Annotated in this window: 22 protein-coding genes; 5 read left to right on the top strand and 17 right to left on the bottom strand. The window is 36.2% G+C overall.

What is annotated here, in order from left to right; genetic code table 11:
- Nucleotides 1–237 precede the first annotated feature (237 nt).
- The 6 genes from DWA31_RS04745 to DWA31_RS17445 form a co-directional block, all read right to left on the bottom strand.
- A complete protein-coding gene (locus DWA31_RS04745) occupies nt 238–2,085 on the bottom strand; it encodes a nitric oxide reductase activation protein NorD (RefSeq protein WP_114325504.1) in 1,848 nt (615 codons plus the stop codon).
- Nucleotides 2,086–2,355: 270 nt separating this feature from the next.
- Nucleotides 2,356–2,703, bottom strand: a complete 348-nt coding sequence (locus DWA31_RS04740) for a hypothetical protein (RefSeq protein WP_114325503.1) — start codon at nt 2,701–2,703, stop codon at nt 2,356–2,358.
- A 33-nt stretch (nt 2,704–2,736) separates the two neighbouring features.
- The gene (locus tag DWA31_RS04735; protein WP_114325502.1) at nt 2,737–3,000 is read right to left on the bottom strand and encodes a cytochrome C oxidase subunit IV family protein; all 264 of its coding nucleotides are present in this window, start codon (nt 2,998–3,000) and stop codon (nt 2,737–2,739) included.
- A 5-nt stretch (nt 3,001–3,005) separates the two neighbouring features.
- Entirely contained in the window at nt 3,006–3,623 is a 618-nt protein-coding gene (locus tag DWA31_RS04730; RefSeq protein ID WP_245942480.1) for a cytochrome c oxidase subunit 3 family protein, read from the bottom strand.
- 4 nt (nt 3,624–3,627) lie between these two features.
- A complete protein-coding gene (locus DWA31_RS04725) occupies nt 3,628–4,605 on the bottom strand; it encodes a CbbQ/NirQ/NorQ/GpvN family protein (RefSeq protein ID WP_281268616.1) in 978 nt (325 codons plus the stop codon).
- Nucleotides 4,508–4,732 carry a hypothetical protein gene (locus DWA31_RS17445; protein WP_114325500.1) on the bottom strand — a complete coding sequence of 75 codons (225 nt, stop codon included), beginning with the start codon at nt 4,730–4,732 and terminating at the stop codon, nt 4,508–4,510. Before DWA31_RS17445 ends, DWA31_RS04725 begins: the two co-directional genes overlap by 98 nt.
- A gap of 455 nt (nt 4,733–5,187) precedes the next feature.
- On the opposite strand from DWA31_RS17445, the gene DWA31_RS04710 reads away from it, so the two are divergent.
- The 3 genes from DWA31_RS04710 to DWA31_RS04700 all read left to right on the top strand — a co-directional run bounded on the left by DWA31_RS04710 (nt 5,188) and on the right by DWA31_RS04700 (nt 6,655).
- Nucleotides 5,188–5,811: a septation protein A gene (locus tag DWA31_RS04710; RefSeq protein WP_114325499.1), complete on the top strand. Its 624-nt coding sequence runs from the start codon at nt 5,188–5,190 to the stop codon at nt 5,809–5,811.
- 44 nt (nt 5,812–5,855) lie between these two features.
- Nucleotides 5,856–6,158, top strand: coding sequence for a YciI family protein (locus DWA31_RS04705; RefSeq protein WP_114325498.1), 303 nt, complete (start codon nt 5,856–5,858; stop codon nt 6,156–6,158).
- A gap of 92 nt (nt 6,159–6,250) precedes the next feature.
- Complete coding sequence (locus DWA31_RS04700) at nt 6,251–6,655, top strand: lysozyme inhibitor LprI family protein (protein WP_114325497.1); 405 nt, start codon at nt 6,251–6,253, stop codon at nt 6,653–6,655.
- A 15-nt stretch (nt 6,656–6,670) separates the two neighbouring features.
- Here DWA31_RS04700 and DWA31_RS04695 read toward each other — a convergent pair whose 3' ends face one another.
- The 3 genes from DWA31_RS04695 to DWA31_RS04685 all read right to left on the bottom strand — a co-directional run bounded on the left by DWA31_RS04695 (nt 6,671) and on the right by DWA31_RS04685 (nt 11,197).
- Nucleotides 6,671–7,735 (bottom strand): AI-2E family transporter, encoded by a 1,065-nt coding sequence (locus tag DWA31_RS04695; protein WP_114325496.1) that lies wholly within the window; start codon nt 7,733–7,735, stop codon nt 6,671–6,673.
- 94 nt (nt 7,736–7,829) lie between these two features.
- Nucleotides 7,830–10,436, bottom strand: coding sequence for an ABC transporter permease (locus DWA31_RS04690; protein ID WP_114325545.1), 2,607 nt, complete (start codon nt 10,434–10,436; stop codon nt 7,830–7,832).
- An 8-nt stretch (nt 10,437–10,444) separates the two neighbouring features.
- Nucleotides 10,445–11,197 carry an ABC transporter ATP-binding protein gene (locus DWA31_RS04685; protein WP_114325495.1) on the bottom strand — a complete coding sequence of 251 codons (753 nt, stop codon included), beginning with the start codon at nt 11,195–11,197 and terminating at the stop codon, nt 10,445–10,447.
- Here DWA31_RS04685 and DWA31_RS04680 point away from each other — a divergent pair.
- Complete coding sequence (locus DWA31_RS04680; protein ID WP_114325494.1) at nt 11,196–11,861, top strand: arylesterase; 666 nt, start codon at nt 11,196–11,198, stop codon at nt 11,859–11,861. The two genes, DWA31_RS04685 and DWA31_RS04680, sit on opposite strands and share 2 nt — an antisense overlap.
- 36 nt (nt 11,862–11,897) lie before the next feature.
- Nucleotides 11,898–13,472, top strand: a complete 1,575-nt coding sequence (locus tag DWA31_RS04675) for a cation:proton antiporter family protein (protein WP_114325493.1) — start codon at nt 11,898–11,900, stop codon at nt 13,470–13,472.
- A gap of 230 nt (nt 13,473–13,702) precedes the next feature.
- Here DWA31_RS04675 and DWA31_RS04670 read toward each other — a convergent pair whose 3' ends face one another.
- The 8 genes from DWA31_RS04670 to acpP all read right to left on the bottom strand — a co-directional run bounded on the left by DWA31_RS04670 (nt 13,703) and on the right by acpP (nt 20,538).
- Nucleotides 13,703–14,470 (bottom strand): TatD family hydrolase, encoded by a 768-nt coding sequence (locus tag DWA31_RS04670; protein ID WP_114325544.1) that lies wholly within the window; start codon nt 14,468–14,470, stop codon nt 13,703–13,705.
- A gap of 260 nt (nt 14,471–14,730) precedes the next feature.
- Nucleotides 14,731–15,057, bottom strand: coding sequence for a PilZ domain-containing protein (locus DWA31_RS04665; RefSeq protein ID WP_114325492.1), 327 nt, complete (start codon nt 15,055–15,057; stop codon nt 14,731–14,733).
- A gap of 41 nt (nt 15,058–15,098) precedes the next feature.
- Nucleotides 15,099–16,100: a DNA polymerase III subunit delta' gene (locus DWA31_RS04660; protein ID WP_114325491.1), complete on the bottom strand. Its 1,002-nt coding sequence runs from the start codon at nt 16,098–16,100 to the stop codon at nt 15,099–15,101.
- A 21-nt stretch (nt 16,101–16,121) separates the two neighbouring features.
- A complete protein-coding gene (tmk, locus tag DWA31_RS04655; protein ID WP_114325490.1) occupies nt 16,122–16,760 on the bottom strand; it encodes a dTMP kinase in 639 nt (212 codons plus the stop codon).
- Nucleotides 16,761–16,797: 37 nt separating this feature from the next.
- Nucleotides 16,798–17,832: an endolytic transglycosylase MltG gene (gene mltG / locus DWA31_RS04650; protein WP_114325489.1), complete on the bottom strand. Its 1,035-nt coding sequence runs from the start codon at nt 17,830–17,832 to the stop codon at nt 16,798–16,800.
- Nucleotides 17,829–18,641, bottom strand: coding sequence for an aminodeoxychorismate lyase (gene pabC / locus DWA31_RS04645; RefSeq protein WP_114325488.1), 813 nt, complete (start codon nt 18,639–18,641; stop codon nt 17,829–17,831). Before pabC ends, mltG begins: the two co-directional genes overlap by 4 nt.
- A 316-nt stretch (nt 18,642–18,957) precedes the next feature.
- Nucleotides 18,958–20,193 carry a beta-ketoacyl-ACP synthase II gene (gene fabF, locus DWA31_RS04640; RefSeq protein ID WP_114325487.1) on the bottom strand — a complete coding sequence of 412 codons (1,236 nt, stop codon included), beginning with the start codon at nt 20,191–20,193 and terminating at the stop codon, nt 18,958–18,960.
- Nucleotides 20,194–20,304: 111 nt separating this feature from the next.
- On the bottom strand, nt 20,305–20,538 hold the full coding sequence (gene acpP, locus DWA31_RS04635; RefSeq protein ID WP_114325486.1) for an acyl carrier protein: 234 nt from the start codon (nt 20,536–20,538) through the stop codon (nt 20,305–20,307).
- Nucleotides 20,539–20,678: the final 140 nt, after the last annotated feature.

Here is a 20,678-nt window from a genome sequence, read left to right as displayed (position 1 = left end):
TTCTCACCAGTTTAACGGCTTAAAAAATGAGTTTACCTTGGCAAATAAAACACCATAATTACACAAAATATCACTATTCCCCAAAAGGCTTTAACAAAAAAACTAATTTTGGTTTTTTTGTCATGGGGATGCTTCGTTGGTAGCGCCATACCACAATGACTGCAATTTTCATTGTTAATATCATTTTCAACTTCACAATAAAGACACTTTTTACTGTTTTGACTCATTATAAAATCTCTATTGGGTAGTTAGTTGATGGTAAAGTTGTGGTAATCGCATCGGAAGTTGTTCTGGCCTAAGAATTACCGTAAAACCATCACTGCCAAATAAATAAGGTAAATAATCTTGCGCATCTGTATCAATGGTTATACAAAAAGGCTTTATACCTAACTTTTTAGCTTCATTTATTGCCTGATGAGTATCTTCTATACCAAACCGACCTTCATAATGATCAATATCATTAGGCTTACCATCAGTGATGATAAGCAATAATTTTTCACTACTTTTTTGTTCGTTAATTACCTTGGTTGCTTGACGAATAGCAGCACCCATACGTGTATAAAATCCAGGTTTAATTGCTTGAATGCGACCTCGTATTTCATCATTATAACGTTCATTAAAGTTTTTCAACATCGTAAAGCGGACATGATGGCGTTTTACTGATGAAAAACCATACATAGCAAAACTATCACCAACCGACTGTAGCGCTTCACCAAAAAGTAACATGCTGTCTTGCACAACATCAATAACTCTACTGTTGTCATTAAGATGTGCATCGGTAGACATTGATAAATCAGCTAACAGTAAACAAGATAAATCGCGATTATTTCCCCTAAACGATTTATATAATCCCCTTTGAGGCGTTGGCGAAATTTTACTTTCCACATGAAAGTCTAACCATGCGCTTAAATCTAACTCTTCACCTTGTGGCTCTGCCTTTAACCAATATCGAACACTGCGAAGTTGTTCAAATTGTGCTTGAATTGTTTTAGCTAATTTTTGTAACCTTATGGGGAGGTTTTTTGCACTAGCACCTTTGGGCAACATAGGTTGTAATAAACAGCGATCTGCGACTAAGGTTTGTTTTTTATAATCCCATTCAGGTAGTTTAAGCCCCTCACCTAATGGAATGTCATCTTCTGAGGCAGATGGCAAATCAAGGTCAATTTTTATTTGAGCACTTTTTTGCTGTTCTTGCTCTTTTGCTAGGGTAATTTTATCAAGATCGTCTACTGTTTTAGAATTATCTTCATCGTCGTCGCTATCATCACAACCTCGATCTAACTTGGAGAATTCACTCCAAGAAAACAAGCTTTCCAATCGAAAAATCATCATACCTTCTTTTTCATCTGGCGCATCGGTACGCTCAGCTTTTTTACGACTTGTTTTTGCTTTTTTGACCGATTTACTCTCTTGATCTTCAGACTCTTTTTCTTCTTCAACCTCTTGATATTCTGGCATTATTAGATCATCAGCACTCGACGATGGATATAACCATAAATACACAGGTTTAGGCGCAAAGTTTACCAGTGGAAATTCAATTACAGAGCCAGGCTTTAAAATGGCATTAACAATCGCTTGTTCCATTTCTTTTTCTGATTGAGGAAGGCTATCTATGGCGGGTCTACTGGCAACGAAAGCGTTGGCTAATCGTTGATAACGACTACGCAGTGCTGGAAATTTTTCCAAAACATTAATCACCAATGCTTGGTTATCTTGTGCCCAGTGAGTAAAACACCCGCCATGATGAGCAGCTAACACCGCTAACCAAATATACAGATCATAATTGAGTGATTTTTCTTCAAAAATAGCAAGTGATTCAGGTAAACGTAAACTTTCTTCATCTTGCCAAGCAAGGCTAATAAGTTGGGTGTCACCAGAAATTTTTTGTAATAAACTTTTACGACTTAAATACTCTCGCCCTGTAGCGGCTTCAACACGCTTTATCGCATCACCACCTAAAGCTCTAAAAATCATACCAACTGATTTATGAACTTCATCAAAGGATACACGAGCATTATCAAACTCAGGGTTAGCCTTACGCGTAATGTATTTATGCCACAGGCCACCAACCCACTCTTCCATAACCAAACCATTCAACTAATAAACAATACCGATAGTGTATCAAATACAAGGTGTGGTTATGTGATTTGTGTCAACATCATTATAATATTTAATAGATTAGTGTAGAAAATTTAAGATTTACTCAATTTTACAACATGACTGACAACGATAAGTAGATAAATGAGTCATTATACGGAATAAGAAATCAGCCACGGTTTAATAACTTTCAATTGATTCGGTAACATACTTTCTCTAATTACCGTGAATGGTCAATGCGTAAAATTACTCAGGTTAAAATAATGGTAATTTTCTCGACATTGCACGAGTTAAGTTAAGCATTCCTATTAAAACAAAGCCCGTATGTAAAGTAACAAAATAAAAAATGGTGATCATCACTGACGCATCATATTCTTTAGAATAAATAATATAAAAAATAGGTGCTACCCCTAAAAATAACCCAGCTAAAGCTGAAATTTGAATGCTCCTAATTAAATGAATTTTGCTGAAATTAGACAGTGGTTTATCTTGATATAAATAAAAAACAAGAAGTATAAAACTAACAATGGGAACTAATAGTAAATTTGAAAGGTAAAGTGATTGATAAATAATAGCAGGTTTATTTTGTTGATTAGATTTCATGCTCAATTACCTGTTACTGTTATAAAGAGATGATTAAAGTATATAAATAAAACCAATTATGATTGGGAGCAGCGTGACATAGCCCAGTAATAAACGTCGCCACAACTTAGGAGCATGTGCAAGCTCCATAAAAATATCAATAATTTGCTGTCCTTTTAAAAAGACAATAAATAAAACACTGGCAATAAACAAAGCTTTATTGTTAATAACTAAACCAATGAAGGTAGAAATAACCGTTAAAGCCATCAACCATAACCAACTTAACGTATTTTTCTTATTTGAGTTAATCGTTTGCATAAATGTTAAATCACATAAATAAGTGGAAAGAGAATAATCCAAAGCATATCGACCATATGCCAATAACTAGCGCCTGATTCATACCCTGATATATTGCTAGCGTTGTATTCATTATTAGCCGCTTTCATGGCGATAAAGATAAGAATAACCATCCCTAACAAAACATGCATTAAGTGAAAAAATGTGATCATAAAATACAGCGTAAAAAAGGTATTAGTTTCAATATCAATATTTTGATCAAATAAAGACATGTACTCCCATACCTTTACTGCAATATAAACACTTGCAACAAGTTTAGCTATAACCAGTAATTTTGCTGATTTTTTGCCATCACCTTTGTGCATAGCGTTTAATGCTAACGCAACAAAAAAACTACTCGTGATCAATGTTAAGGTATTAATCAAACCCGATATTTGATGTAGTTTAGCCTTCCCTTCAATGAACATTTCTGCGTTCAATTGCTCAGATACGGCAAAACCAATAAATAAAATGGCAAATACAGTTAGCTCAGCTAAGATAAAAAACCACATTGCTAAATCGCCCGGTAGGCATTTTTCTAGTATTTGTTCATTCTTTATTCCAACCAAAGTGAATTCAGGATTGCTATTTATGGAATCATTCAATTGATTACTCATCAAAGTATATTTTGGCTACATCCATTAATGCGTTAACCGTCTGTGGATCATCAGACAATGGCTCTGCCAAACAACAACGACATACATCTAATACATTCATGCCTGAGCCGATCATACGGGCTGCATAGATAAGTAATCGTGTGGAAGCGACTTCGTCTAAATCATTTTGTTCTAATTTACGTAATGCGCCAGCTAACTCAACCAATTTAAATGCTAGATGTGCATCTGCACCCGCTTCTTTTATTAATATTTGTTGTTCAACTTCGGCACTAGGATAGTCAAAACGTAAAGCAACAAAGCGTTGTCTAGTACTTGGTTTCATGCCCTTTAATAAGTTTTGATAACCGGGATTATAAGAAACTACCAACATAAAGCCAGGCGCTGCTTCAAGTAATTCACCAGTTCGCTCTAATGGCAAAACACGTCTATCATCAGCAAGCGGATGTAAAACAACGGTAGTATCTTTACGTGCTTCAACTACTTCATCTAAATAACAAATCCCCCCTTCTCTTACTGCTCTAGTTAATGGGCCATCTTGCCAATAAGTTCCTTCTGGACCAATCAAGTGTCGACCAACTAAGTCAGCTGCGGTTAAATCATCATGACAGGCTACGGTATATAAAGGTTTGTTTAATTTTTGGGCCATATGGGTAATAAAGCGTGTTTTACCACACCCCGTTGGGCCTTTGATTAAAACAGGTAATTGATGCTCGAATGCATAATTGAACAAAGATACTTCATTGTTTTGTTCTTGATAAAAAATCTCATTTGTTGACATATTAATTAACCTAAATCCTATAAATTTACTTGCGGGTAAAATACCTTGTCCACAAGCAGAGTACAAACGACAACAACCCTTTATTTGATGAAGATCATTGAAAAGTGCGAAGTAATCTAGGGTCTGTTGATTTTTCGAGATTGTTTTTGCAGTTGTTTGTTGGGTATTTATACAAGGCAGAGCCTTTGTCATGTGGTTGTTCCACATAAAAAAGCGATAACGCCGTAAAAATGATCAACAAACGCTGTCCGATGGATTCGGTTAAAAGCGTTTTACTCTTTGTTGAGTAGAATTTGCTTAGAATGACTAGGCTACACACTACTCGCCGCGATTAAAACGCTTTTATCTCGAACAAAATTTAACCGCGAAAGATCAACAGACCCTAATGTTATAAATTATTACTTAGCTTTTTACTATTAAAGTACGTTAAGTTTCGTTAAAATTGCATCCATTAAAATTGGATTATACCCAATATATACCCGTTTCACTTGAAGATGCATGATTCAGCTGGAATTAGAAACGACTTTAGGCAAGGCGTTGATTGAAGAGAATGGTTGTTCCCTTCCCAAAATCAATAACGTAGCATAAAGCGTTTCTAAACTAGCTCATTGGGGAAGGCTGAGCAAATCATACTCTGCGTTACCTTTCTTTTTAAGGGAATAACCCTTAATAAAAAAATGTGCCTTGATTATGAGTCGCTCAGACTTCCTGAAACGAGCATTTTCAAGTGAAGCGGGTATAAACTATTTCCAACTCTAGCAATTAAGGTTAAGTATGCATGCTGTTTTAGAATACATCCCATTAATTATTTTCTTTATAGTAAATAAATTTACTGACATATATTGGGCTACAGGCTCTTTAATAGCTACATCTGCTTTGCAAATTATGTATTACGTTATCAAAAAAGAAAAAGTACCTACTCGCAACTGGATATTTTTCGGTTTGATTGCCGTATTTGGTGGTCTTACAATATTTTTACATAATGATCTTTTTCTTAAATGGAAAGTAACCATTATTAATGAGATATTTGCACTAGCGCTCATCGTGAGTTATTACGGTTTTAAGAAAAATTTAATTAAGCAGTTTTTATCTGAATCATTAACCTTACCCGAGCCTATTTGGGTTAAGTTAAACCTTGCTTGGGCAGCTCTTTTCGCACTATTAGGAGCGCTTAATTTATATGTTGCCTTTAATTATGATTTAGAAACATGGGTGAACTTTAAAGTCTTTGGCTTAACTGGCTTAACACTTGCCTTTGCTATTGGCTCTATTTTTTCCTTATACAAGTATCTTCCTCAAGAAACTGACGAAGTAGTAGAAGTACTTGAAGACAGCATTGAAATTACCTCAAGTGTGATGAGTGAATCACCTGAAGATAAAAAATACTATCCAAAATAGTACCTTAAAAAACACCTCAAATAATAATTGAAATAGGAAAGCCCATGTTCTACTTAATTTATAGTGAAGATGTTGATAACAGCTTAGAAAAACGTTTAGCCGTACGCGAGCAACATTTAGCCCGTTTAACAAACTTACAAGATCAAGGGCGTTTATTAATTGCGGGCCCATGTCCTGCCATAGATAGTAACGACCCAGGAGCTGCTGGGTTTACGGGCTCATTAATTGTTGCTGAATTTGATAGCTTAACGCAAGCACAAGCTTGGGCTGATGTTGATCCTTATGTTGCCGCTGGTGTTTATAAAAAAGTTACCGTTAAACCTTATAAAAAAGTACTACCTGCATAGTTCTGTTAATTTAAGCCTTTTGATTTGAGGCTTTCAACTAAGCTATTAATTTTCAGAAATAAAGTTACTTATAAAGTTAGAATATAAACAAAATGATAAAGAAATTACTCACCTTAAATGTATTAATTGTTAGCCAATTGTTACTTTCTACGCCGTCTTATGCGCAAAAAACAGTAGATGAATGTGAAAAAGCAGAACAAACAACAGAAAAACTTTCGCGCTGTTTAGATGGTGTCAAAGACGTTGTCGACAGAGAGCTGCAAACTTGGGTTAATAATCATATTTTTAATCTTGAGGAAAAAGCCCTTATTACTGGGCGTTATTCCACATTAAAAATGTTTAAACGTTCACAAAGCAACTTTATTACCTTTCGAGATAATGACTGCCGTTGGCAGTACCTTGTTATCTCACCTGATAAAGGCGCAGGTAATGCCTATAAGAAGTGTTATATACTTTTAAGCCAGTCTCGAATAAAGGAATTGAGCCTAGTACAGTAAAATAACACAGTAAAATTAAGCTGACTGTACTTGTTCAGCTTCTTGCACGACAGTTTCTTCATCACTTAATAATACCGCCAACCAACGTCCCTCAGGTGAGTTTTCAAAACCAATTTTTAAAATCATCGTTAAAGGTACACTTAACAACATACCAACGGTACCTAACAACCATCCCCAAAATATCAAGGATAAAAATACTACCAACGTTGAAAGGCCTAGGCCTTTGCCTAAGTATCTGGGTTCAATCATATTGCCCATTACCATATTGATGGCAACATAACCTAAACCAATAAAGCCCGCTTCCCCTAAACCTAATTGCAGTGCGGCTAATATCACGGCAGGAAGCGCAGCAATAATAGAACCAATGTTAGGAATGTAATTAAGTAGAAAAGCAAAGACGCCCCACAAAAGAAAGAAATCTAAACCAAAAGCCCATAACATAACCGAGACTACAATACCGGTAGCAATACTGACCATAGTTTTGATAGCAATATAGTGATTAACAGACTCTAAAAAGCGTTCAATTTGTTTCAAACGCATTTCAGGGTCATCTAGTGCAAAATGAATTTTTAAAGGAAAAGATGATGCCTCAAATAGCATAAAAACTACCGTCAATATGATTAAAAATAAATTAGCCATCACTGAACCAAAGCCACTAAGCATATTTGCTGCCATTCCCATGGCTACTGCAGGATCAAAGTATTCCAATAAAATAGCGGAAGAAACTTGAATGTTATAACGAGATAAAAAAGCGGTTATCCAAGTAAATTGCTCTTGTAATTGTAGGCGATATTGCGGAATTAATTGAGACAGTTCATTTAACGAATTTCCCACTAAACCCGCTAAAGATAATGCTATTGTGACAAAAATACCAATAACTAAAATAACAGAAATAGCTTTGGGAATTTTAAACTCACTCGCTTTAGCTACAAGTGGATTACATATAATAGCGATAAATAAAGACAATAAAAATGGAACGAGTAAATTTGCTGCAGTTTTGATACCGGCTAAAATAATAAAAATTGCTGCGGTAGTCACAAAAACTTTGACCATACTTGTTGTTTTAGCAGAAACGCCCATAAATAATGAGTCCAGAATTAAGTAAGAGTTAATTTTCCAAGATTCCCGTATAAAACACAACAGGTACAACCGTTTTACACTACATTACGCACTATTACATAGTACGGCGAATTAAGGTAACACTCGACATATTTAGGAGGCGCCAACAACTAAGTAACCCCACTATACCAACAAAACTTGCCCCCGCAACAATACCTAATAACCAATACTCAAAATGAAAACTCGTTTGCATCTTAAATAAATGACTTTGAAGCAAGTAAACCGTCAACTCCATTGCAACACTAGCCATAAAGCCCGCAATAGCACCTAACGCAACGAATTCTAATAAAATACTATTACGCAATAAAGAGCCTTTAGCACCAATAGTTCTTAATATGGCGATTTCTCGTTCGCGTTCCTCCATACTCGCCTGTACTTGTGCAACTAACACTAAACAACCAGCAAAAACTACCAGTACTAAAATAAACTCAACCGCTTTAGATACTTGATCTATTACCTTGCGCAATTGTGCAATCATGGCATCAACATCAATAACACTAATCGTTGGGTAAGCGCTAAGAAACTTTTGTAACTGATCTTTTTTATCGACAGAAACATATAAAGATGAAATATAACTAGCTGGATAATCAGCCAATACTTGTGGGTTAAAAATCATATAGAAATTTGGCTGCATTGATTGCCAATTAACTTCTCGAATACTGGTCACAGGGACCGTAATGACTTCACTACCTAGTTGAAAGGTTAAACTGTCGCCTAATTTTATATCTAAACGCTTAGCCAGCGTTTGTTCAATTGATACTTGTGGTTTATTAGCATCTGTTAAATCATTTTGCCACCATTTACCTTGCACGACACTATTTTCTTTCGGTAAGTGTTCTCGCCAAGTTAAGTTCAACTCTCTTCCTACACCTTGACGACCATTGTCACTGCCATCAGTTTGTTCTTTAGAAACTTGCTTAGCAATTTTATCGCTGTTAATAGCGCTTAACCTACCACGAATAACGGCATAAATATCACTTGCCGTAATACCTTGCTGATCAATAAACTGTTCTACGTTATCAACTTGGTTCTGGGCAATATTAACTAAAAACAAGTTTGGTGTTTGTTCAGGCAATTGCGCTTGCCATTCGCTCAATAAAGCACTTCTGATAACGATGATCATCAATAGTAACTTTATCGCGATAGTAAAACTAACCAGCTGCACACTATTCGCTTGTGCCCTACGTTGTAAATTGGCCAATGCTAAATGCCAAGATGCGCCTGCTTTAGTACCAATATTACGTGTAAGCTTCATCAATAAACGGCCAAATAATAATAATAAAGCCGACACGAGAATACCGCCAATTAATAAGCTAACACTTAACATCAAGTCATTACTAAAAACAAATAATAATAAGAGCAGTGCTAATAATGGAATCAAAAATTTACCAACACGCATCCTAAACATTTGATGACTTGGTGTTAAACTTGCCCCTCTAATTACCACTAAAGGAGAGGTGGCTATCAATTCTTTTAACGGGGTTATGGCAAATGCGAATGCACAAAGTAAACCGGTAAAAACAGCAATAATTAATGGATAAAAACCTAATGAGATTAAGCCTGAAAAGCCAGTTTCACTTACTGAGTCCAAGGTTAATTGTACCGGTAAATAATCTTGTATCGCATAAAGCCCCAGCTGTGCAAGGACATAACCAACAAGTAAGCCAAGCGCTATGCTAACAACACTCAATAATGACCAATGTAAATAATACAACTTTCTAATATGGCTAAACGAGGCTCCCATTGCTTTATATACACCAACACTGCTTTGATGGCGTTGAGCGTAGCGTCTGCTGGCAACTGAAACGGCTACTGCTGCTAAAATAATCCCTAACAAACTTGCAAGAGATAGATATTTTTCAGCTTTATTTAGCGCATTAGCCAAGGGTGATTGCTTTGATTGAATATCATACCAACGCTGACTATCATTAAGTTTTGGTTTAAGCCATACACTTAACGCTTTAATCGCATCAACATCGCCAGAAAATAAATACTTGTAAGTAAGCCTGCTGCCCGGTTGAACTAGCTGGGTTTTCTCAAGATCGGCAATATTAATAATCACCTTAGCACCAGAAGTAAAAACACTAAAAGAAGCATCAGGAATTTGTTTGGCTATCGCTTTAATAACAAAGCGACTATCACCAATATCAATAACATCTCCAATGGTTACTTCAAGTAGTGATAATATTTTTTCTTCAATAAACACTGTGCCTAAATCTGGTGCGTTTACCGCTGCTAACTCATTTGTATTAGTTGAATAATTGACCAGCAGCTCCCCTCTTAACGGGTAATAATTTGAGACTGCTTGAATTTCAACTAACCCCATAACATCACCTGCAAATACCATAGATGACATCAATACTTGTTGGGCTTGCTTAATATTAAGTTGTTGGCTTTTTTGAGTTATCTGATCGCGCGATAACGCTATTGGTTCAGTTGTTATATTTTGAAAGTCTATTTTTCTACTTGTCTGTAAAACACGATCAGCGGCAATAAAACTGGTACTTTCATTGAGAAGTGCTTGCTTAATTTTTCCTGAGAATCCTGCTAACGAAAATACACTGGCAACACCAAGAACAATGGCTAACACTATGATAGTTAGCTCTCCTCGTTTTAGTTCATGTTTTAATAACCGTATTGACTGTTTTGCCCAATTAGCCATAAAACAATTCATACTACTTCTGCTTGAATTGTTTTCGTATTGCCACTTAACTGTTCCGTATTAGTATCACACAAGTTTTGATCATTGATTAATCGACCACCTTGCATTTCAACACTGCGTTGGCAGCGCTGAGCTAATGTTAAATCATGGGTAACTAGCACTAAGGTTGTGCCAAACTGCTTATTCAAATCAAATAATAAATCCGCAATATGGGTTGAGGTTTGCTTATCTAAATTACCGGTGGGTTCATCAGCAAATAAAACATCGGGCTTAGTGATAAAGGCGCGAGCAATGGCGACTCTTTGTTGTTCTCCGCCTGAGAGTTGTGCAGGAAAATGATTAGCACGTTCACTCAAGCCTACTTGCGCCAATAAGTCTATTGCTTGTTGTTTAGCGTTTTCATCATTGGCAAGCTCTGCGGGTAGCATTACATTTTCTAGGGCGGTTAAACTACTGATTAAAAGAAACTGCTGAAAAATAAAACCAACATGATCTGCTCTAACTTGACTACGCTGCTCTTCATTTAATTGGTGCAATGATTTGTTTTTCAGATAGACTTCACCCGTAGAGGGTAAATCTAAACCTGCTAAGAGTGATAACAAAGTAGTTTTACCTGAGCCAGATGAGCCAACTATGGCAATAGTTTCTCCTGTAGACACCGCTAAATTTATGTCTTGTAATAAAGATAACTGCTTATCTTCAAGCATAACGTATTTTGCAAGCGATTGTGTTTTAAGAATAATTTCGGAATTTAATTTCATGATAAAAAAGTCGTTCTTTCGTTTATCGATACTGGTTATAACTAGCATTGGGTTGTTTTTTACTTATTCAAGCCAAGCGAGTGACAATCATAACAGTGAACCTAGTTCTATTTTAATACTAGGTGATAGCCTAAGTGCAAGCTTTGGCATGAAAGAAAATCAAGGTTGGGTATACCAACTCAATGAAGCCTTACAACAGCAAAAAGCATCTTACACCTTAATTAATGCTAGTATCAGCGGTGAGACGACAGCCAGCGGTTTAACACGCTTGCCGAGAATTTTAGCTAAACAAAATATCGATTATTTATTAGTAGAATTAGGCGGAAATGACGGCTTAAGAGGCTATCCTCCTACACTTATCAAAAACAACTTGTTACAAATAATTCAATTAGCTCAGCAAAAAAATATCAAGGTATTCTTAATGGATATTAAAATACCCCCTAACTATGGCACGCGTTATAATAAGCTTTTTAATCAGACTTTTACTAAAGTAGCGAACATAAGCAATATTAGCTTATTACCCTTTTTTATGGAGTCTATTGCAATAAAGCCTGAGTTGATGCAAACAGACGGTATCCATCCTAACATTAAAGCACAACCACTTATCGTGGCTTTTATGAAACAACAACTAGATTTGTTGGTAACATCACCGTTAAATAAATAACCAATATTTTTTAGTTAGAGGAAAGTTAACACTATTATGGAATTTACTTGGATTTTTTTCGCTTTTATCTGTGGCCTTGGTGCCAAAACTATTAATCTCCCTCCTTCTATCGGATTTTTAATTGCAGGATTTGCCTTAAACTTTTTAGGTTATCAAGCGGATGACAGCTTAGTTACGCTGAGTAATTTAGGTATAACCTTGATGTTATTCACCATTGGCTTGAAATTAAATGTAAAAAGCTTATTTAAAAACGAAATATGGTTAACCAGTTCATTACATACAGTTACTTGGCTAGTTATTACGGTTGCTATTACCAAACTGTTTGCCATATTCGCTATTAGTTATTTCACTGAGCTAGATTTGATAACAGCAACACTTATTGCCTTTGCTTTAAGCTTTAGTAGCACAGTATGTGTCATAAAATTGCTAGAAGAAAATGGCGAAATGCGAACCCGTCATGGCAAGATAGCGGTGGGTATACTCGTCATTCAAGATATAGTTGCCGTGGCATTTTTAGTTTTTGCTACCGGTAAAACACCGTCAGTTTGGGCGTTTGCTTTACTTACCTTATTTTTTGTTAAACCACTAATTAACAAGATTATTGAGCATGTAGGCCATGGTGAGTTAATTCCTCTGATGGGATTTTTTATCGCACTTGGCAGCTATGAGTTATTTGAACTAGTAAATATTAAAGGTGATTTAGGTGCCTTGTTAATGGGCATGTTTTTATCTTCTAATCCGAAAGCATCCGAAATAAACAAATCACTGATGAGCTTTAAAGACTTATTTTTAATTGGTTTCTTTTTATCGATTGGATTTAGTGCCATTCCAACGCTGCAAATGTTAGGGCTAGCAGTTTTATTGGTATTGATCATACCGTTCAAATTTGTTTTATTTTATGCTTTATTAAGTTTGTTAAAAATCCGCTGTAGAACCGCTTATTTAAGCGCCTTAGCATTGAGTAATTTTAGTGAATTTGGTTTGATCGTCGCGGCTATCAGTGTGGCTAATGGCTGGTTAAGTAATGAATGGTTAGTTATTTTAGCGCTTGCTGTCGCTATTTCTTTCGTCATAACTAATGTTCTGTACCGCTTTGCTCATAGTTTTTTCGCTAAACATAAAGGATTTTTTATCCGCTTTGAGCGCAAAGAAACGTTAGCTGAAGATTATTTCTGCCAGCCAAGTCAGTCTCCTATAATTATTATAGGTATGGGTCGTGTCGGCATGGGGGCTTATAGAGCGATAAGCGAGCATGGTAATAAGCTTGCATGGGGATTAGACGCAGAGGCTGAAAAAGTCGCTTGGTTAAGTGAACAAGGCGTAGATGCCTATTGTGGTGATGCCGAAGATGCTTTCTTTTGGGAACGAATGGACATGTCTAAGATAGAGCTTGTATTACTGGCATTGCCTAATGTTATTGATAGCATGAATATTACCGGACAACTAAGAAGCGCACACTACAAGGGTAAAATAGCGGCAATTGCACGTTATGATGATGAACGAACGCAGCTAGAAAAATTAGGAGTTGATAAAGTATTCAACTTTTACAGTGAAGCTGGTGTTGGTTTCGCTGATGAAAGTATAGCGCTAATCGAAGCGAAAAAAATATAATAAAAATATAACGAGAATAATTAGCATTTATGAAAACTTGCACTAGACTTAGTTACTATAAGAAACAAGATGGTGCTTAATACTGTTACGTTTCTATTTCTATCGTTAGAGAAAAGATGCTTGCAATGTGATTGAATGTGTTAAATAGCGTACGGCTCTCCCCTTGAGCCTCCCTTAAACCCAAACTAAGTGTTTGGGTTTTTTTTTACTGTTTATTTACAGCAATACACTTACAAATTGAAAAGTCGATTAAAGTTATCAGTAGATAAATTAGCGATAGTGTCAACAGACTGACCACGAATGCTAGCTAAATGTTTTGCAACTTCAACAACATAAGCCGGTTGGTTTTCTTTACCTCGATGTGGCACTGGCGCAAGATATGGCGCATCTGTTTCAATAAGGAATCTGTTATCAGGAACAAGTTTTGCAACTTCTCTTAATGCACTGGCATTTTTAAAGGTAACAATTCCAGAAAAAGAAATGTAAAAACCTAAATCAATCGCTTGTTTTGCCATCTCCCAAGTTTCAGTAAAACAGTGCAAAATCCCACCAACTGCATCTGCACCTTCCAAGCGCAACATAGCTAAAGTATCTTCTTGAGCATCTCGGGTATGGATAATTAAGGGTTTGTTAAGTTCTTTAGCAACAACTATATGCTTTTTAAACGAGTCTAACTGTAAGGCTTTTGTTTCAGGTGCATAATGATAATCCAAACCTGTTTCGCCAATGGCAATGACTGATGGATTATCTGACAACAGTCTTAGCTGATCGAGATTCACTTCATCTTCTTGATTAAGAGGATGCATGCCACACGACAGTAAAACATTATCAAAACCTTTAGTTTTCTCCACCATAGCCGGAAAATCTTTCAAGGTTACACTAACACACAAAAGTTTATCTACTTTTGCATCACTTGCCGCTTGTACTACATTGGCTAAATCGTTGTTATAAAGTGACAAATTTAGTCGATCTAAATGGCAATGAGAATCAATAAACAACAGAAAACTCCACAGGTAAATTAAAAATAATGAAAAAGAATAATCGTAATTATTCACCATACCCAGCGTGCACGTCATTCCGGTTGTGTCTTTGCCTACAGGACGTAGGGTCTAGCTTTGGTCTGGAACTACAAAGCTGAAGCCGGAATCTGCCTGTTTTAAACATTAGACTCCCGATTAAAACATCTCGGGAGTGACGATAGGTGAGTAGTTACGAATAATCAAAGTAAAAAAGATAAGAGCATTTTCAATTAATGCTATTACATAGTTAATGTTGGGTCAGATGAACTTAATTGCCGCGCAATAGCTTGTTCGATTTGATGGCGAATCTTATCAGGATCGTAGATAAAACTAACACCGATGCCCGCAGGTGTTCCATTTTGAGCGCCCGTTGGAGTTACCCAACAAACTTCACCTTTTATTATTGATGGCTCTAAAGAATCAGGTAATAAAACATTTAATTCAACTTCCGAGCCTAGCTCATAGGGCTCAGCAGTACGAATAAACAAACCACCTTCTTTTAAAAAAGGCATATATGATATATATAAATCATGTTCAGACTGAAATTCAATATTAATGGGGATCAAGCTTACTCTCCTGCTCTGGACCTAATACAACGCTGATGCTATTAAACTGAAGCATTACAATTTGCTTCAACTTTACTCTGCTCAACCACATCACTTATTGCCATTATAAGTTGTTCGCATACAAACTGTTTATTTGCCTGCGTATAAGATTTTATTACTTTACACCCATTAATGATAACTTTATAGAGATTATTAAGCAGCTCTGCATTTAGTGTGTTTTTGTGTTCATTGTCAATCTTATCAAGGAAGTAGTCACGGTGTAAATTGACCGTTATTTGTTCTAACCATCGCAGTGCATGTTCATTGTTTAACAAATATTGTAATAACTGTGATTCGCCTTGTTGATAACAGAGGTAACCTATATAGCATTCTTTAAAGACTTTAAACGCTTCATTGATTGCTGCATCCGTGAGCTCAGGTAGTTGAGTTAAATTAACAAAAGGATCTGATGATAAAGAGTGAGCTTCAGCACTAACCTCGCCATTTTTCCTGTCTTGTTCTTTTAATTGTAATATTAAATCTTTGCCTACGGCGGGCCTGATATTTAGCACACGACAACGACTAATGATGGTTGGTAGTAAAATTTCGATATCATTTGTTAATAAAATAATAATGCTATTATCACTAGGCTCTTCCAAGGTTTTAAGCAAGGCGTTCATGGCCGCTTGTGTCATCGTTTGAGCATTTTCAATTAAGACTGTTTTAAATTGCCCTAAATACGCCGTTTTTTGTAAAAAGCTATTTGCATGACGAACATCATCAATACCCAAACTATTTTTTTGAGCAATAAGGTTAAGGTGATCGGGAAAGGTATTACTGTTTAGCAATAAGCATGATTTACAATGGCCACAGGCTTGCAGAATCACTTCTTTACTTTCAACTGATTGACTTGGCTGTTTACAATTCAATAACTGTACTAACCATTGCGCTAACTCAAGTTTTCCTGAGCCAGAAACACCACTAATTAAAATAGCATGAGGCAAGGTAGCATTATTGTATTGTTCGCTGAGTATCAGCTGATGTGAGGATAACCATGATTTCATGTTAAGTCTAAATTTCCTGTTTTATGACAATTGACTTTCGAGTAATGAATCAATAATGTTAATTACATCAGATAAAACGTCTTCTTTTGATTGTGCAGCGTTAATAATCTCAAATTTTTCAGGGTTCTGCTCTGCTTGTTTTAAATAACCATCTCTAGCCTTTGCTAAGAAATCAGATTTTTCATCTTCTAAACGGTCAAGCCCTTCACCTCGGCTGATAACCCTTTTTAATCCTTCACGGGGATCTAAATCTAAAATAATATTCATGTCAGGGGTAAAACCTGCGAGTGCTAAATTATTTATTTTAACAATTGTTTCTAAATCAATACCTCTAGCGAAGTGTTGAAAGCTAAAAGTTGCTGCATCAAACCTGTCTGAAATTACAATTTTTCCTTGTGCTAAAGCTGGGATGATTTTTTCTTGAACATGTTGTGCGCGCCCTGCCCCAAATAACATTAACTCGGTCATGTGACATATTTCAGGGGTAGAGGGATCTAAAATTACTTCTCTGATTTTTTCACCTATAGGCGTCCCACCCGGCTCTCTTGTTAAAAGAACATCAAACCCTTTTAAAGTCAGGTATTTTTCAACGCCTTTAATAACCGTTGTTTTCCCCGCACCATTGCTACCATCAAAGACAAACATAAAACCTTTTTTCATATTATCTCTCGTTATCCCAATTTATTGAATAAAAAAATTATTTTTTATTTCTTTGTCTTGCCAAAAACTTTCTCACGGCAATATTATGTTCAGTGAGTGTTTTACTAAAAACATGTTTACCATCACCTTGGCTAACAAAATAGAAATACTCACTTATTGCTGGATTTAACGCGGCTTCGATAGCAGATATTCCCGGCATAGCAATAGGCGTAGGTGGTAAACCATTTATTCTATAAGTATTGTAAGCCGTTTTTTCTCGTAAATGAGCGCGAGTAATATCCCCTTGGTAACGTTCCCCTAAACCATAAATGACCGTTGGATCCGTTTGCAAACGCATTTTTTTCGCTATTCGGTTAATAAAAACAGAGGCTATTAAGGGTTGCTCTGCTAAGTAACCCGTTTCTTTCTCTATGATTGACGCCATGATTAATGCTTCATATGAGTTTTTATAGGGTAACCCTTTCGCTCTTTGTTGCCATAACTCTGCAAGTTTTTGTTGCATCGCTAAATGGGCACGTTTTAATACATCAATAGCGGGTGTGCCTTGAGTAAACGCGTAAGTTTCTGGAAAAAACCAACCTTCAGGGTTACTTTGTTCTATAGTTAACCGTTTCGCTATTTCTTCAACGCTTAGTGTTGATAAGCGATGAGATAAATTAGGCTGTTGTTGTAATGCCCCTAACCATTCCTTAAAAGTTGAACCTTCAATAAACGTCACGCTAAATTGATATTCTTTTCCTGTAGAAACATGTTCAAGTAAAGCGCTTAACGTAATGTCTGGTACTATCTGATAAGTGCCTGCTTTTATCTTTACTTTATCAGGGTTTAAGCGGGCATAACTTCTTAACCAAAACCGATTTGCTAACCAGCCTTTATTCACTAATAGTTTTGCAAATGAGGCAACAGAACTGCCCTTTTTAATTGTCAGTAATTGTGCATGTTGTAATGGTAATTTTTTATTCAGTTGTTTTTCAAGTAAACCAAAGAAAATAGTAACAATGATTAAGCAACCAAGAAATATACTAATCAGTGCTTTATTAAACAAGCTTATTTTATTGAGATTACTAATCATGATGCATTAATTGCTTTTTGATTTACCGCGTTACGTACGCGTTGAGATAACATTATTGATAAATGTTGACCATTATAATTTTTAACGGGCATGACTCCCATCACACAATTACAAATAAACATAGCCGGAGAGCTTGCCAACTCAGCTAATGTTACTGTTTTAATTAAGGTATCAGGGTATTTTTGCAAAATAGTTTGTCGCATGATGCCATTAACACCACTGTTTGTTATATCAGGTGTGCAAAGCCGCCCATTAAGCCAGAAGAATAAATTAGCACTCGTCGCTTCTATTACTTCATTATTGACATTTGTGACGACTAAGTCATCTTCCTTGGTGTTAACGAGTTCTTGACGTAAAAGCACTTGTTCAAGGCGGTTTAAGTGTTTTAATCCGCTAAGCATAGGATTAATACCAATATGCTGATTACTATCCCCTAATGTAATCCCTTCAATAGCAAGTTCATCATAATGTTTGGGGTAATCATGCACCATGATAATAACATCACTGTTGGGATCAGTAGAGCGAGCGTAACCTCTCCCGCCACTACTAGCAGTAATAATGATTTTTAATACCGCTAAATCATATTGCTTAGCCACTTGGCTTAATTGCTCAGTTAATTCAACCTTGTTTGGTGCAAATAAAGCTAACTGTTTACAACCTAAACGCAAACGTTGAACATGTGATGATAAGTATTGAATTTTCCCATCAATGATTTTAGCGGTAGTAAATAAACCATCGCCATACGCTAGACCACGATTTTCAATATCGATTTGATTATGTTCTACGCCATTAACCAAGCAAAATTTCATACGCTATGTAATACCAATTCGATTAAATTTATTCTCATCTCAACACTATGTTGGAGGTTAAATAACAAGTATAAAATAAAAAGCCTGAAGACTTTTGCAAAGATGCTAAGTATTCAGGCTTATACCAATTGCACTAACTAAGTGATCATTTTCAAATGGCCTAAATATCCAATAACTTCGTTGCTTTCAATCCCAATAGCCAGCTATTGCTCAATCAAGCGCCTTGTTCTTGAAAATTTATCCTCATTGAATTCTGTAACCTTAATTAATCCAAATGGTATTAATCACTTGATTTCAAGCTTTTAATAGTGACTAATTAAACTTTTTTGAAGATCAGTGAGCCATTAGTACCACCAAAACCAAATGAATTACATAGTACATAATCTAGCTTCACATCACGAGCAGTACCGGCAATATAATCTAAATCACACCCTTCATCAGGGTTATCTAAGTTAATCGTTGGTGGCACAGCGTCATGCATCAACGCTTGAATACTAAAAATACTTTCAATAGCACCTGCAGCGCCTAACAAATGCCCTGTCATTGATTTTGTTGATCCCATCAGCACTTTATAGGCATCATTTCCAAAAACAGATTTTACTGCATTTGTTTCAGCAATATCACCCGCAGGTGTCGATGTTCCGTGAGCATTGATGTAACCAACTTTACTGACATCAATTTTTGCATCATTTAATGCATTAACCATAGCGCGCGCTGCACCGGCACCATCTGCTGGAGGTGATGTCATATGATACGCATCACCACTCATACCAAAACCGATTAACTCGGCGTAAATTTTTGCGCCTCTCGCTTTTGCATGTTCATATTCTTCAACAACGACTACACCGGCACCATCACCAAGTACAAAACCATCTCGGTCTTTGTCCCAAGGGCGAGAAGCGGCTTCTGGGTCATCATTTCGTCTTGATAAAGCTCTGGCAGCACCAAAGCCGCCCATACCTAAAGTGGTTGAGGCTTTTTCTGCGCCACCTGCTACCATAACGTCAGCATCACCGTAAGCGATCATACGTGCAGCATGACCAATATTATGCACACCACTAGTACAAGCGGTAGTAATAGCAATATTAGGCCCTTGCAAGCCAAACATAATAGATAAATGACCAGAAATCATATTAATAATGGTTGAAGGAACAAAAAATGGCGATAATTTACGGGGGCTAGATGCTTTTAACATCTTTTCGTGATTTTGTTCAATTAAGCCTAAGCCGCCAATACCCGAACCAACTGCAACACCAATACGAGGAGCATTTTCATCAGTAACTTCTATGCCTGAATCTTTAATTGCTTGTACACCTGCAGCAACACCGTATTGAATAAAAAGATCCATTTTCTTGGCTTCTTTTCTTTCCATATAGTCTTGTGCGTTGAAGTTTTTAACCAAACCGGCAAACTTAGTGGTGAACTCTGATGCATCAAAATGATCAATATTACTGATACCACTTTTACCTAGCAGCAAATTTTCCCAAGTTGTCTCTGGTGTATTGCCTAATGGGCTAAGCATACCAAGGCCGGTAACTACAACTCGTCTCATCGTTTTATACCTTTAAAAATCAAATAGGAGATACAAAAAAAGCGGTTACTTAATTAGTAAGTATACCGCTTTTTGATTTTATTCATACGCGTTTTTAAACGCGAACAACAATTACTGGTTAGCAGTAACGTAGTCAACTGCAGCTTGAACTGTAGTGATTTTTTCAGCTTCTTCGTCAGGAATTTCAGTATCAAATTCTTCTTCTAACGCCATTACTAATTCTACTGTATCTAATGAATCAGCACCTAAGTCATCAACAAATGATGAATTAATTTTAACTTCTGCTTCACTAACACCTAATTGTTCAATAGTGATTTTTTTTACGCGTTCTTCGATAGTACTCATTATTTTTCCTTTACTTACTGTAAGTGCATTTTTTCAAATTGTGTGTAGTGTATTCGTCAACAGCTTGCCATGCAAGCCTATAGTTTTATTTTTTTTCGTGGTCTTACCTGTTGACGTGATGATTTTCATAAAGAAAAAAA

It is taken from the genome of Candidatus Colwellia aromaticivorans (assembly GCF_003333305.1).
In the GTDB taxonomy this organism is placed as follows: domain Bacteria; phylum Pseudomonadota; class Gammaproteobacteria; order Enterobacterales; family Alteromonadaceae; genus Colwellia; species Colwellia aromaticivorans.
Note: the sequence above shows the minus strand (reverse complement) of the source record. Positions and strands in the feature narration are given on the sequence as shown.